This window comes from Streptomyces katrae (genome assembly GCF_000717655.1).
In the GTDB taxonomy this organism is placed as follows: domain Bacteria; phylum Actinomycetota; class Actinomycetes; order Streptomycetales; family Streptomycetaceae; genus Streptomyces; species Streptomyces katrae_B.
This window is the reverse complement of sequence record NZ_JNZY01000001.1, coordinates 215817-229926: the sequence shown is the minus strand read 5'-3', so window position 1 is coordinate 229926 and position 14110 is coordinate 215817. Positions and strand designations below refer to the sequence as shown.

Below are 14110 nucleotides of genomic sequence, written 5' to 3'. Positions count from 1 at the left end.
CGCGCGCCCCGCACCACATATTCGATGCACGGCACACACAAGGTGGGACGGGAATGACTGAAACAGATACCTCGTTGGGGTACGAGCAGGCCCGGGACGAGCTCATCGAGGTCGTTCGCAAGCTGGAGGCCGGCGGCACCTCCCTCGAGGACTCGCTCGCGCTCTGGGAGCGCGGCGAGGAGCTCGCGAAGGTCTGCCGGCACTGGCTGGAAGGGGCCCGCGCCCGGCTCGACTCGGCGCTGGCAGCCCGCGAAGCGGGGGCCGACGGGGGTGGCGGGAGTGACGAGCGGGACGCCTGAGGCCGGGCCGGAAGCGAGGCCAAACGTGATCCGAGTCACCTCGATGCCCATTTAGTTGAAAGTTCTACAACTTTTGGCTTAATGTCGGGACATCGCTTCACCTCCGTATGGAAGAAGGCTTTCCGATGTCTCTCGTTCTTGACTCCGCCGCTCAGGACCTGCTGTTCCGCGAGGCCCGCACCGCCAACTCGTTCTCCGACGAGCCGGTGACCGAGGAGCAGGTCCAGGCGATCTACGACCTGGTCAAGTACGGCCCCACCGCCTTCAACTCGACGCCGCTGCGCATCACGCTGGTCCGCTCCCCCGAGGCCCGCGAGCGCCTGGTGAACCTCATGATGGAGGGCAACCAGGCGAAGACCGCCGCCGCGCCGCTGGTCGCGATCCTCTCCGCGGACAACGAGTTCCACGAGGAGCTCCCGACCCTGCTGCCGCACTTCCCGCAGGCCAAGGACGCCTTCTTCAGTGAGCGCCCGGTCCGCGAGCAGGCCGCCGTGATGAACGCCGCCCTGCAGGCCGCGTACTTCATCGTCGGCATCCGCGCCGCCGGCCTCGCCGCCGGTCCGATGGGCGGCCTGGACTTCGCCGGCGTCCAGAAGGAGTTCCTGGACGACGACCACACCCCCCTGATGGTGGTCAACATCGGCAAGCCGGGCGAGGACGCGTGGCACCCGCGCGGCCCGCGCCTGAGCTTCGACGAGGTCATCACCACCGTCTGAGTCCTGACCCGGACATACAGAAGGCCGCTCTCCCGGGATTCCGGGGGAGCGGCCTTTTTGCAGGTCGGCGCTTGTACGGGGCCGGCGGGCCGGCGGGCGTACGGTCGGCTACTGCGCGGCACCCTGCTTGAACTCCAGCGCCGCCGCCATCGTGCCGAGGTCCTCGAAGGAGGCCGTCCCGGTCACCACCGTGACGTAGCCCTGCTCCTGCCGGACGAGGGCGTCGTACTTCTCGCCCTCCCAGCGCTCCCAGGCCAGGTCGCCGACCTGCTGCGTCTGCCCGGTGGCCTTGGCCTGCTGCGTGAGGACGGCCAGGTGCTTGGCCGAGGCGTCGCTGGACTGCTCGATCGCGACGTACTGCCCCTGGCGGTCCAGGAAGCCCAGGTGCCAGGCGTTCGCGGCCTTGCGGTCGAACGTCACCGACGTCGCGCGCCACTGCGCCGGGAGCCCCGCGGGGGCCGCCACCGGGTACGGCGCCGCGCGCCGGGCGGTGATCGTCTCCACCCGGTAGTCGACCACGTGTGTCGGATCGGCCTTTTCGTCATGGGGGACGAAGATGTAGATCCCCGCGACGACGACACCGATCACCGCCAGCGACCGGACCATGTCCCAGACCGTCTGCTTGCCCTTCATACCTGCCACGCCACCATCGTCCCCCATGGCCGGGAGCGATCTCCGCCGGGGTCCGCGCGGCGACCGCGGGGGCCCGCAAGATGTCCGCTCACGCCAATCGCCTGACCGATATTCCGCTCATACGTGACCCGGTCTGCTCAATTTGTCGACGTACCGATAGAGTTCCAGCACCCTCACTTCCCGGCCGTCGCCGTACAGAAAGGTGCGCTCCGATGACCGAGCACAACCTGCCGCCCCAGCTCGAAGTCTCTCCGGAGGCCCCCGACCGCAACCTCGCCCTGGAACTCGTCCGGGTGACCGAGGCCGCCGCAATGGCCGCCGGCCGGTGGGTCGGGCGCGGCGACAAGCTCGGCGCCGACGGCGCCGCGGTCAACGCGATGCGGACCCTGATCTCCACCGTCTCGATGAACGGCGTCGTCGTCATCGGCGAGGGCGAGAAGGACGAAGCCCCGATGCTGTTCAACGGCGAGCGGGTCGGCGACGGCACCGGTGCCGAGGTCGACATCGCCGTCGACCCGATCGACGGCACCACCCTGAACGCCAAGGGCATGCCGAACGCCATCGCCGTGCTCGCCGCCGCCGACCGCGGCACCATGTTCGACCCGTCCGCGGTGTTCTACATGGAGAAGCTGGTCACCGGTCCCGAGGCCGCCGACTTCGTCGACATCAACGCCCCCGTCTCGGTGAACATCCGCCGCGTCGCGAAGGCCAAGAACATGGCCGTCGAGGACGTCACGGTGATCATCCTGGACCGCCCCCGCCACGAGGGCATCGTCAAGGAGATCCGCGAGACCGGCGCCCGGATCAAGTTCATCTCGGACGGCGACGTCGCGGGCTCGGTCATGGCGGTGCGCGAGGGCACCGGCGTGGACCTGCTCCTGGGCATCGGAGGCACCCCCGAGGGCATCATCTCGGCCTGCGCGATCAAGTGCCTCGGCGGCACGATCCAGGGCAAGCTGTGGCCGAAGGACGAGGCCGAGCGCCAGAAGGCCATCGACGCGGGCCACGACCTGGACCGGGTCCTGCACACCGACGACCTGGTGTCCGGCGAGAACGTCTTCTTCGTCGCCACCGGCATCACGGACGGCGAGCTGCTGCGCGGTGTCCACTACCGCTCGGAGACCGCGACCACGTCCTCGCTGGTCATGCGCTCGAAGTCGGGCACGATCCGGAAGATCGACTCGACCCACCGCCTGTCGAAGCTGCGTGCGTACAGCGCGGTCGACTTCGACCGCGCGAAGTAAGGGCCGACGGACGGGCCGGCCGGCGGCCGGCACAGCGAGAGGGGCGTTACCGCGTGCGGCGGTAACGCCCCTCTCGTCGCGTGCGTACGGGCCCTCAGCCCGCGGCGGCTATCGGCCCGGCCCCCGGCGCCTGGCGCAGTTCCGCGGCCCGGCGCCGGCGGCGGGCCAGCACCACCCGCCGCTCGGCGGCGGTGAGCCCGCCCCAGACCCCGTACGGCTCGGGCTGGAGCAGTGCGTGTTCGCGGCAGGCGACCATCACCGGGCAGCGCGCGCAGACGCGCTTGGCGGCCTCCTCGCGGGAGAGCCTCGCCGCGGTCGGCTCCTTGGAGGGCGCGAAGAACAGCCCCGCCTCGTCCCGGCGGCACACCGCCTCCGCGTGCCATGGCCCGTCCTCTTCCCTCGCCGCCACCCGCGGCTTCGGTACGGCGGCCGGACGCGCCTGGAGGGTCTGTACGGCGGCTACCTGCAGGGACTGATGCGGCGGATGCTGCACGGTCTACTCCTGACGACGTATACGCAAGCGAGAGACGATGCACCTGTCCCTACCCGCTGTACGCGCCCCTAAGCACTGCGTGGAGCAAGCGCGCCACGGTGGGGAACTTCGACCGAAACCCGACGCACCGCCCGGCGCGAGCGGCGGCGGCATCCACGTCGGCGCCCGCGCCAGGGAACGGACGCCCGTTGCGTACCGCTGACCGGCACTGCCGATCCCGGGGCTACCCCTCCCGGCGCTTGCGGAGCCTGAGGGCCAGGTCGACCAGGCGGGCGCCGGCCTTGGGCCGGGCCTCGATGTTGCCCAGCAGCGCGAAGCCCCGGACGATCACCACCGGCGCGTTCGGATCGGTGGTCCCGGCGCGGCCCTCGCCGTGCACCTCGAAGTTGCCGAGGACCCCGCTGCCGTAGCCGCGGAGCGTCACGTTCTCCGGGACCAGGATCTCGACGTTGCCCAGCACGCTCGTCACGTTGACCTCGGTGACCTGCTGCTCGAAGACGGCTTCGGTGAGGTCGATGCCGACGTCACCGAGCACGGAGACCACGCGGGTGTGCGCGCCCGGCCGCCAGCGGCCCTTGCGGGTGGCGCTGCTGCACACGGCGACCACGGTCTCCGCAGCCTCCGCCCGGCCGGCCGGCGCCGGACGCGCCGGTCCTGCCGGGGCCTGTGCGTACGCGGGCGTCGCGGGCGCGGCGCCGGGCGCGGGCAGGTCCCGTACGAGGACCTCGAGCTCCCCGACCGTCTTCCCGGCGTACAGCGAGTCCAGGCGCTCGGAGTGCTCCTCGGCGGTCAGCCGGCCCTCGGCGAGGGCGTCGGCCAGGATGTGCGCGATCCGGTCGCGGTCGGCGTCGGAGGCCCGCAGCTCGGCGGGGGCGGCTCCGGTGGCGGCAGGCGCGGCGGGCTTCTTTTCCAGGTCCACGTCAGCCAGCATAGCGATACGCGATAGATCGCGATAGTCGCCAGTGAGCCTTACCTCACAGACACAGCCCGGGACGGAGGTCCTACGCTGGATAGCCGCGCTGCCAAACCGGTCGCCAGCGCCGTCTGCCGAGTGAGGAATGACTGCCGTCATGCCAGAGTTTGCGTACACCGACCTGCTGCCCCTGGGCGAGGACACCACCCCCTACCGGCTGGTGACCTCGGAGGGCGTCTCGACCTTCGAGGCCGACGGCCGTACGTTCCTCAAGGTCGAGCCGGAGGCGCTGCGCAAGCTCGCCGAAGAGGCCATCCACGACATCCAGCACTTCCTGCGCCCCGCGCACCTCGCGCAGCTGCGCCGGATCATCGACGACCCCGAGGCCTCGTCGAACGACAAGTTCGTCGCGCTCGACCTCCTCAAGAACGCGAACATCGCGGCGGCGGGCGTCCTGCCGATGTGTCAGGACACGGGCACGGCGATCGTGATGGGCAAGCGCGGCCAGAACGTGCTGACGGAGGGAGCCGACGAGGCGGCCCTCTCGCGCGGCATCTACGACGCGTACACCCGCCTGAACCTGCGCTACTCGCAGATGGCCCCGCTCACGATGTGGGAGGAGAAGAACACCGGCTCGAACCTGCCCGCGCAGATCGAGCTGTACGCGACGGACGGCGGCGCGTACAAGTTCCTCTTCATGGCCAAGGGCGGCGGCTCGGCCAACAAGTCGTTCCTCTACCAGGAGACCAAGGCGGTCCTCAACGAGGCCTCCATGATGAAGTTCCTGGAGGAGAAGATCCGCTCGCTGGGCACCGCGGCCTGCCCGCCGTACCACCTGGCGATCGTCGTCGGCGGCACCTCCGCAGAGCACGCGCTGAAGACCGCCAAGTACGCCTCGGCGCACTACCTGGACGAGCTGCCGCGCGAGGGCTCCCCCCTCGGCCACGGCTTCCGCGACGAGGCGCTGGAGCAGCAGGTCTTCGAGCTGACCCAGAAGATCGGCATCGGCGCGCAGTTCGGCGGCAAGTACTTCTGCCACGACGTCCGCGTCGTGCGCCTCCCGCGCCACGGCGCGTCCCTGCCGGTCGCGATCGCCGTGTCCTGCTCGGCGGACCGCCAGGCCACCGCGAAGATCACCGCCGAGGGCGTCTTCCTGGAGCAGCTGGAGCGCGACCCGGCCCGCTTCCTGCCGGACACCACCGACGAGCACCTCAGCGACTCCTCGGACGTCGTGTCCATCGACCTGAACCAGCCGATGGACGAGATCCTGGCGACCCTGACCAAGCACCCGGTCAAGACCCGCCTCTCCCTGACGGGTCCGCTGGTCGTGGCGCGCGACATCGCGCACGCCAAGATCAAGGAGCTGCTGGACTCGGGTGCGGAGATGCCGCAGTACCTGAAGGACCACCCGGTCTACTACGCGGGCCCGGCGAAGACCCCCGAGGGCTACGCCTCGGGCTCCTTCGGCCCGACCACGGCCGGCCGCATGGACTCGTACGTCGAGCAGTTCCAGGCGGCGGGCGGCTCGAAGGTCATGCTGGCCAAGGGCAACCGCTCGCAGCAGGTGACGGACGCGTGCGGCACGCACGGCGGCTTCTACCTGGGCTCGATCGGCGGCCCGGCGGCGCGCCTGGCCCAGGACTGCATCAAGAAGGTCGAGGTCCTGGAGTACGAGGAGCTCGGCATGGAGGCGGTCTGGAAGATCGAGGTCGAGGACTTCCCGGCGTTCATCGTCGTGGACGACAAGGGCAACGACTTCTTCACTTCGCGTGAACCCGAGCAGCCGACGTTCACCAGCATCCCGGTCCGCGGCCCGGGCCTGTAGTACGACGGCCCGAGGGCCCCTCCCCCCGGTGCTTCGAAGCCATGGGTCCGCGCTCGGCTCAGCTGCGTCAGGGTGAGGCCCATGACCTCGCGGACGGCTTTGAGCGGCACGCCGTACGGGCCGCCGGCTTCCAGGCGTTCCGTGCCGTCGCGGGCGGTGATCTCCTCGCGGATGAGGTCCGGGGCCGGGCCCCGGCCGCCGTCGCACGCCTGTGTTGCGGACACCGGGCAGTAGTGCTGCCGCTCCCAGCGCAGGCGGCCGTCGACGACGCCCTGCCACGACTCGTCCTGGCAGGACGCGCAAGGCTCGCAGTGCAATGTCACGAAGTGTTCGGCCATCGGTGCAGCATGCTGCACCGGGCCGGTCACCGCATGCGGATAACGTCTGATCCATGAATCGGCAGTACGCGCAGTCCTTCACCGCCCGCGACGTGCGGGTCATCGCCCATCGGGGGGCCTCCCACGAGCACCCCGAGCACACCCTCGCCGCCTACCGGCAGGCCATCGCCGACGGCGCCGATGCGCTGGAGTGCGACGTACGGCTGAGCGCCGACGGGCGGCTCGTGTGCGTGCACGACCGGCGGGTGGAGCGGACCTCCGACGGGCGCGGGGTCGTCTCCGCCATGACGTACGAGGAGCTGGCCGGCCTCGACTTCGGCCGCTGGAAGGGCGAGGAGCACCGCGGGGCGCAGGTGCTGCTCTTCGAGGACCTGCTCAAGGAGGCGCTGGCCGCCGACCGGCCCGTCGGGCTGGCCGTCGAGACGAAGCACCCCACCCGCGCCGGTGGCCGCCTGGAGGCCGAGCTCGTACGGGTCCTGAAGGACCACGGGCTGGCCGGCGGCTCCGACGGCCGCATCGAGGTGATGAGCTTCTCCCGCAACGCCCTGACCCGGCTGAACCGGCTGGCTCCCGGTCTGCCCGCCGTCTACCTGATCGAGCGGCGGCTGCGGCCGGCCCGGCCCCCGTTCGCGGGGCACGCCGGGCCCGGTATCGACCTGCTGCGCAAGGATCCGGGGCTGGTGGCGCGGCTGAAGGCCAAGGGGCTGCGGGTGCGGGTCTGGACGGTCGACGAGCCGGAGGACGTGGAGCTGTGCCTGCGCCTCGGCGTGGACACGCTGATCACCAACCGGCCCCGCGAGGTACGGGAGTACCTGAACGGCCTGTGACCGGCCCTGCGTACGGCCACCCGGCCGGGGTGCGCCGGCCGGGTGTGGGGGGTTCGGTGCGTGTGCAGGTGCGGGTCTGCGCGCTGTGCCCTCTACACGAAGCGCTGGTTCGCCGAGCCGTTGCAGGTCTGCAGGCGCAGCTGGTCGTGGGCGGCGGCCACGGTCAGGCACATGCCTTGGGCGGCCGCGGGGCGCAGGGTGGCGCCGTCGCGGACCCACTGCTGGTTCGCGCCGCCGTGGCAGTTCCAGAGGATCAGGCCGGTGCCCGCGCCGTAGTTGGCGCCCGGGGCGTCCAGGCAGCGGTCGTGGGTGAGCTCGATGTGGACGGACTTCTTCGCGGAGTCGTACCACCAGCCCTGGTTGCGGCTGCCGTGGCAGTCCCAGCCGATGACCTTGGTGTCATTGGCGCTGGCGCCGCCGTTGGAGTCGAGGCAGTTGCCGGTCGCCTCGTTCTTCAGCGGCCGGTACAGGTCGTCCCAGGCACCGGCCTGCAGGACCGGGGTGCCGGTGCTCGCAGGGTCGGCGCAGGAGGCCTCGCGCAGGCCCGAGTCGTAGAGCTGGGTCAGACAGGACGCGAAGGCGCCGTGGCCGCGGTAGTTGGGGTGGAAGGACTGGCGGGCGGTGTTCTCGTCCCACGGGAAGTGGTCGCCGAGGTCCAGGTAGAGGCCGCGGGCCCAGGCGTCCTCCATGCACACCTCGTGGCCTTGGAAGAGCCGGGAGTTGTCCAGGTACGTGGCGCCCGAGGCCAGGGCCGCCGCGCGCATGCCCTTCTCGAAGGTGGGCACCGCGTAGTTGCGGCCCCAGGCGGCGTCGGAGTCGTAGCCGGCGCAGCCTCCGGGGAGCTTGCCGGGGAAGTTGGGGTTGTCGTAGAAGTCGGGGCCGATGGGGCTGGGGTAGCCCATCACGACGAGCTTGTAGTCGGAGTCGGCGTAGCCCGCGTCGCGCATGACGGTCTTGAGGTCGGCGACGGTGGACTCGACCTTGGGCTTCAGGCCGTCGACGCGCGCCTGCCAGCCGGGGCCGTACTTGGGCTCGCACGTGCCCTGGCTGAGCACCCAGCGGGTCACGCAGTCGGTCATGACGGGGCCGAACTGGAGGTCGTCGTTGGCTCCGGCGACGAGCAGCACCATCTTGATCTTCGTGTTGCGCGCCTTGACGGCCAGGCTGTCGCTCTGCACCAGCTCGTCGGCGTACTGCTTGCTGCCGCCGATCCGGATGTTGCCGGTGTAGCCGCCGGAGCAGGCGACGTTGAAGGTCAGGTCGGCCGGGATGCCGGTGCGGTGGATCGCGGAGTCCGGCGAGCGGTGGCACTGGTTGTTCGGGGTGTTGGTGGCCGGGTCGTAGTTGCCGACGCCTTCGCCCGAAATCTCGCTGTCGCCGAGCGAGATCAGGCCGGTCTTGCGCTCGTTCAGCGGGCGGATCGCCGGGTCGCCGTAGATCTTGACGGCCTCCGCGGCGCGGACGGCCTCCAGCTCGGGCGAGAGCGGGGTGGCGGCCGCTGCGGGGCCGGTCGCGGCCTGGGCCATGGGGGTGATGGCGGTGACGCCCCCGAGGGCGGCCGCGATCGCCGCGACGGCGGCGACGGTAGATCTGAGCCCGGGTTTCGTACGTACACGTGTCATGAACGTCTCCCCTGTCGGTGTTACCCACGGTATTTACTGGCCGGTAGGGGACTTGGGAACACTTCGAACAAGACAATTGCTCAACTTTTTGAGGAGGCAACGAACATGACCGACGATCAGAACCAGGGCGCCTATCGGACCGAGCACGACTCGATGGGCGAGGTGCGGGTGCCCGTGCACGCCAAATGGCGAGCTCAGACCCAGCGCGCGGTGGAGAACTTCCCCGTCTCCGGGCAGCGTCTGGAGCGCGCCCACATCGAGGCGCTCGCCCTCGTCAAGGCTGCGGCCGCCGCGGTGAACGCGAAGCTGGGGGTGGTGGACGAGGACATCGCCGGGGCGATCCGGTCCGCCGCCACCGAGGTGGCCGAGGGGCGCTGGGACGAGCACTTCCCGGTCGACGTGTTCCAGACCGGGTCCGGGACCTCGTCCAACATGAACGCCAACGAGGTCATCGCCACCCTGGCCGGCGAGCGGCTCGGCCGCGAGGTCCACCCCAACGACCATGTCAATGCCTCGCAGAGCTCCAACGACGTGTTCCCGTCGTCCATCCACATCGCCGCGACCGCCGCCGTCACCCGCGAACTGATCCCGGCCCTGGAGCACCTCGCCGCCGCCCTGGAGCGCAAGGCCGCCGAGTTCGCCGGCGTGGTCAAGGCGGGCCGCACCCACCTGATGGACGCCACCCCGGTGACGCTGGGCCAGGAGTTCGGCGGGTACGCCGCCCAGGTGCGCTACGGCGTCGAGCGGCTGCGGGCGGCGCTGCCCCGGCTGGCCGAACTGCCGCTGGGCGGAACCGCCGTGGGCACCGGCATCAACACCCCGCCCGGGTTCTCGGCCGCCGTGATCGCCGAGGTGGCCGCGGCGACCGGACTGCCGCTGACCGAGGCGCGCAACCACTTCGAGGCGCAGGGGGCGCGGGACGCGCTGGTGGAGACCTCGGGGATGCTCCGCACGATCGCCGTCTCGTTGACCAAAATCTCCAACGATCTGCGCTGGATGGCCTCGGGACCGCGGACAGGATTGGCCGAAATCAATCTCCCTGATCTCCAGCCGGGCTCCTCGATCATGCCCGGGAAGGTCAATCCGGTGGTCCCGGAGGCCGTGCTCATGGTCGCCGCGCAGGTGACGGGGAACGACACGACCGTCGCGGTGGCGGGCGCGGCGGGCAATTTCGAGCTCAATGTGATGCTCCCCGTGATGGCGAAGAACCTCCTGGAATCGATCCGGCTGCTCGGCAGCGCGAGCCGCCTGCTGGCCGACCGCACGATCGACGGGATCACCGCCAACGAGGCGCGGGCCAGGGAGTTCGCCGAGTCCTCCCCCTCCGTGGTGACCCCGCTGAACCGGTACATCGGCTACGAGGAGGCGGCCAAGGTCGCCAAGAGGGCGCTCGCGGAGCGGAAGACGATCAGGGAGGTCGTACTCGAGGCCGGCTACGTCGACCGCGGCGACCTGACGCTGGAGCAGCTGGACGAGGCGCTCGACGTCCTGCGGATGACCCGGCCCTGAAAACGTTTCCCCAGGAGGGCCGGATTCGGTCGTTTCCCGTCCCCGCACACCTCCGTGACCTGCACCGCAGCGGGCGCAGGGGCCCCCGCCCTAAGATCTGCGCATGACAGGTACCGGAGGCCGCGGGGGCGGCGACGCGCAGGGCATCCGCTGGCGGCCCGGGGAGCAGATCCTCTGGCGCTACCGCGACCACGCCCCGGGCCTGAAGGGCGCGGTCCACATCTGCCGTCCGGTGACCGTGGTGCAGGACACCGACGAGCTGCTGGCGGTGTGGATGGCCCCCGGCACCGAGTGCGTCAAGCCGGTGCTGGCCGACGGCAGCCCCGTCCACGAGGAGCCGCTCGCCACCCGGTACACCGCGCCGCGCACCACCGTACGGTCGCGCTGGTTCGGCGCCGGCGTGCTGAAGCTGGCCCGGCCCGGGGACGCGTGGTCGGTGTGGCTGTTCTGGGAGCGCGGCTGGCGGTTCAAGAACTGGTACGTGAACCTCGAGGAGCCGCGGACCCGGTGGTCCGGCGGGATCGACTCCGTGGACCACTTCCTGGACATCTCCGTCTACCCGGACCGCACGTGGAAGTGGCTGGACGAGGACGAGTTCGCGCAGGCCCAGCGGTCCGGTCTGATGGACGCGGGACAGGCCCGCCAAGTGCAGGTCGCGGGGCGTGCCGCGGTGGACGTGATCAAGGCGTGGGGGGCTCCGTTCTCCGACGGCTGGCAGGACTGGCGGCCGGATCCGGCCTGGGGAGTTCCGGCCCTTCCCGAGGACTGGGACCGCACTCCTGCGCATATGACCTCATGAGACCCTTGATGCGCCCCCGGGGTTCAAACGTAAGATCTCCCTCCGCGGGTCGCGCGCGGAAGGCGCGCTCGGCAGCACATCCGTAAATGTCGTGCCGTACGCGGGACTTGACCGGAGGTCAACGCAGGGCGAGAGGTAACGAGCGGGACGCGGTACCGCGGGGTGATGGTGTCCCCGCCGCTGAGCGGGTATACCGCGACTGACCGAGTTGAGTGCAGCGCACATCGAGCGCAAACGGACGGAATTCCACGCGTGACGGAGTACCCCACCTCGCAGGAGGGCCCGCAGCCTGCCGCGGCCGCCGCGACACCGGCCCCGGGCGGCTCCACCATGCCTGCCGCCTCCGGCGGTGCGGCGGAGGAACTGGGCCACGGCAAGGCCCCCGTCCCCGCCGCCGAGGCCGTACGCGGTTCGGCCGCGGCCGGCGACGACCCGGTCCGCGCGCATGCGGAGGGCGCCGGACGGGCCTCGGACGTCCCGCGGCCGCGCGGCGAGGGTGTCCCCGCCCCGCAGGACGGCACGCCCCGCCCGGGCCGCAGCCGCTCGCGCGCCGCCGCGGCGCAGGGCGCGGCCGGCCGCCGCGCCCGCGACGGCGAGGCGGCCCGCAACGCCGCGCGCGAGACCGCGGCGGGCGGATCGCGGCGGCGCGACGGCGAAGCCGCACGGAACGCCGCGCACGCGGCGGCCGCCCCCGACGAGGACCCTGCGTCCGCGGCCCTGCCCGCCGGGCGGGCCCACGAGGCCCGGGTCGGCGACCAGGACCGGCAGGCCGACGGCCAGGACCGGCAGGCGCCCGTGATGCCGGGCGGCTCCCGCCCCCGCGAGACGCCCCCGGCCCCGGACGGGACCACCACCTCGGCCCGCGCCCGTGAAACCGGGCCTGACGCAGCGGCAGCCGCCGGGCGGGCCGGTGCAGCCCGGGCCGGCGCCGCCCCCGGGAACGCCCCCGCGAGCAGTGAAGCCGGGGCCGACGACGCCGGGCAAGGCGCCGCAGCCGACGGCCAAGCCGGTGCGGCCGGTGCCGGCGGCACGGCGTACGAAGGGCAGAGTTCCGCTGTGGCCGATGTCCTCGGCGGGAGCGCGCCCCCGCCGGACGGCGGGACGGCGCGGCGCGAAGGGGACCGGCTGCGCTTCGTCGGGGCCGCCACCCGGCGGATCGCCCGCGGCATCGACCTCGACGAGATCGTGCTGGGACTGTGCCGGGCCACCGTGCCGACGTTCTCGGACGCCATCCTCGTCTACCTGCGCGATCCCCTGCCGGTGGGCGACGAGCGTCCCGTCGGCCCGGTCGTTTTAAGGCTGCGCCGTACCGACCGGCTCCGGCCGATCGACGATCTGACCGGAGCGGAAGGCGCCGGGGCCGCGGGGGCCGCAGGGGAGCTCGACTTCAGCCAGCTGCCGATGGTCGGCCCGCAGGGTGACCTGCCCGCGGCCGAGCTGTGCGAGATCCGCACCGGCGGGGCGCTCGCCGAGGTCCTGCGCGGCGTACGGCCCGTCTTCGGGTCCGCCGCAGGGGCCAAGGACGCGCTGGCGGAGCTGCTCGGCTCGGAACACCCCGTACCGCGCGGCCAGCGGGCCATCCTCGCGCCGCTGCGCGGCCGCCGTCGCGTCATCGGCGCGGCGGTGTTCCTGCGCAGCCCCGAACGGCCCGCGTTCGAGCAGAACGACCTGCTGGTCGCCGCGCAGCTGGCCACGCACACCGCGCTCGGCATCGACAAGGCGGTCCTGTACGGCCGCGAGGCGTACATCGCCGACGAGCTCCAGCGCACCATGCTCCCCGACAGCCTCCCCCAGCCCACCGGCGTGCGGCTCGCCTCGCGCTACCTGCCCGCCGCCGAGACGGCCCGGGTCGGCGGCGACTGGTACGACGCCATACCGCTGCCCGGAAGCCGGGTCGCACTCGTCGTCGGTGACGTCATGGGCCACTCCATGACCTCCGCAGCGATCATGGGCCAGCTCCGCACCACGGCCCAGACCCTGGCCCAGCTGGACCTGCCGCCCGCCGAGGTCCTGCACCACCTGGACGAGCAGGCCCAGCGCCTCGGCTCCGACCGGATGGCGACCTGCCTTTACGCGGTCTACGACCCCGTCTCGCACCGGATCACCATCGCCAACGCCGGCCACCCGCCGCCCGTGCTGCTGCACCTGGGCGGCCGCGCCGAGGTGCTCCGCGTGCCCCCCGGCGCCCCCATCGGCGTCGGCGGCGTGGACTTCGAGGCCGTGGAGCTGGACGCCCCCGCCGGGGCCACCCTGCTGCTGTACACCGACGGCCTGGTGGAGTCCCGGCTGCGGGACGTGTGGACCGGCATCGAGCAGCTCCGCGAGCGGCTCGCCACCACCGCCCAGCTGACCGGCCTGGACCATCCGCCGCCGCTGGAGGCCCTGTGCGACGACGTGCTGGACATGCTCGGCCCGGGCGACCGGGACGACGACATCGCGCTGCTCGCGGCCCGCTTCGACGGGATCGCGCCCAGTGACGTGGCGTACTGGTTCCTGGACCCGGAGGAAACCGCTCCGGGCCGGGCCCGCCGGTTCGCCCGCCGCGCGCTGACCCGGTGGGGCCTGGAGGAGCTCCAGGACTCCCTCGAGCTGCTGGTCAGCGAGGTGGTCACCAATGCCGTGCGGTACGCCGAGCGGCCCGTGACGTTGCGCCTGCTGCGGACGGACGTACTGCGCTGCGAGGTCGGCGACGACTCCCCGCAGCTGCCCCGCCAGCGCCGCGCGAGGGACACCGACGAGGGCGGCCGCGGGCTGTTCCTGGTCAACCGGATGGCCCGCCGCTGGGGCGCCACCCGGCTGAGCAGCGGAAAGGTGGTCTGGTTCGAGCTCCCGTTGCCGGGGGCGAACGATCGGCGTTGACTGGGTAGGCGCGAGGGGGGAGCCAGGGGGAGC

At 71.9% G+C, this 14110-nt stretch carries 12 protein-coding genes; 8 read left to right on the top strand and 4 right to left on the bottom strand.

All coding sequences use genetic code 11. The features are described 5' to 3' along the window. Positions 1 to 53 precede the first annotated feature (53 nt). Entirely contained in the window at positions 54 to 299 is a 246-nt protein-coding gene (locus tag IF09_RS0101110; protein ID WP_030291008.1) for an exodeoxyribonuclease VII small subunit, read from the top strand. A 125-nt stretch (positions 300 to 424) separates the two neighbouring features. Then, positions 425 to 1015, top strand: coding sequence for a malonic semialdehyde reductase (locus tag IF09_RS0101105; RefSeq protein ID WP_030291006.1), 591 nt, complete (start codon positions 425 to 427; stop codon positions 1013 to 1015). 108 nt (positions 1016 to 1123) lie between these two features. Here the strand turns inward: IF09_RS0101105 and IF09_RS0101100 are convergent, their stop codons facing one another. Further along, positions 1124 to 1648: a DUF4245 domain-containing protein gene (locus tag IF09_RS0101100; protein WP_234320860.1), complete on the bottom strand. Its 525-nt coding sequence runs from the start codon at positions 1646 to 1648 to the stop codon at positions 1124 to 1126. Between the two features lie 212 nt (positions 1649 to 1860). On the opposite strand from IF09_RS0101100, the gene glpX reads away from it, so the two are divergent. Beyond that, positions 1861 to 2892, top strand: coding sequence for a class II fructose-bisphosphatase (gene glpX, locus IF09_RS0101095; protein ID WP_030291004.1), 1032 nt, complete (start codon positions 1861 to 1863; stop codon positions 2890 to 2892). A 94-nt stretch (positions 2893 to 2986) separates the two neighbouring features. Here glpX and IF09_RS0101090 read toward each other — a convergent pair whose 3' ends face one another. Beyond that, the gene (locus tag IF09_RS0101090) at positions 2987 to 3385 is read right to left on the bottom strand and encodes a WhiB family transcriptional regulator (protein ID WP_030291002.1); all 399 of its coding nucleotides are present in this window, start codon (positions 3383 to 3385) and stop codon (positions 2987 to 2989) included. Positions 3386 to 3608: 223 nt separating this feature from the next. Further along, a complete protein-coding gene (locus IF09_RS0101085; RefSeq protein ID WP_030291001.1) occupies positions 3609 to 4304 on the bottom strand; it encodes a DUF1707 SHOCT-like domain-containing protein in 696 nt (231 codons plus the stop codon). Positions 4305 to 4455: 151 nt separating this feature from the next. On the opposite strand from IF09_RS0101085, the gene IF09_RS0101080 reads away from it, so the two are divergent. Next, positions 4456 to 6123 (top strand): fumarate hydratase, encoded by a 1668-nt coding sequence (locus tag IF09_RS0101080; RefSeq protein ID WP_030290999.1) that lies wholly within the window; start codon positions 4456 to 4458, stop codon positions 6121 to 6123. A 391-nt stretch (positions 6124 to 6514) separates the two neighbouring features. Next, a complete protein-coding gene (locus IF09_RS0101075; RefSeq protein WP_030290998.1) occupies positions 6515 to 7288 on the top strand; it encodes a glycerophosphodiester phosphodiesterase in 774 nt (257 codons plus the stop codon). A 92-nt stretch (positions 7289 to 7380) separates the two neighbouring features. Here IF09_RS0101075 and IF09_RS0101070 read toward each other — a convergent pair whose 3' ends face one another. Further along, entirely contained in the window at positions 7381 to 8910 is a 1530-nt protein-coding gene (locus tag IF09_RS0101070) for a ricin-type beta-trefoil lectin domain protein (protein ID WP_030290995.1), read from the bottom strand. Between the two features lie 105 nt (positions 8911 to 9015). Between IF09_RS0101070 and IF09_RS0101065 the strand changes: the two genes are divergently transcribed. From IF09_RS0101065 to IF09_RS0101055, 3 genes are all read left to right on the top strand, one after another. Next, complete coding sequence (locus IF09_RS0101065) at positions 9016 to 10419, top strand: class II fumarate hydratase (protein ID WP_030290994.1); 1404 nt, start codon at positions 9016 to 9018, stop codon at positions 10417 to 10419. A 103-nt stretch (positions 10420 to 10522) separates the two neighbouring features. Beyond that, positions 10523 to 11218: a DUF402 domain-containing protein gene (locus IF09_RS0101060; RefSeq protein ID WP_030290992.1), complete on the top strand. Its 696-nt coding sequence runs from the start codon at positions 10523 to 10525 to the stop codon at positions 11216 to 11218. A gap of 798 nt (positions 11219 to 12016) precedes the next feature. Next, positions 12017 to 14077, top strand: coding sequence for a SpoIIE family protein phosphatase (locus IF09_RS0101055; RefSeq protein ID WP_234320859.1), 2061 nt, complete (start codon positions 12017 to 12019; stop codon positions 14075 to 14077). The last annotated feature ends 33 nt before the right edge of the window (positions 14078 to 14110 follow it).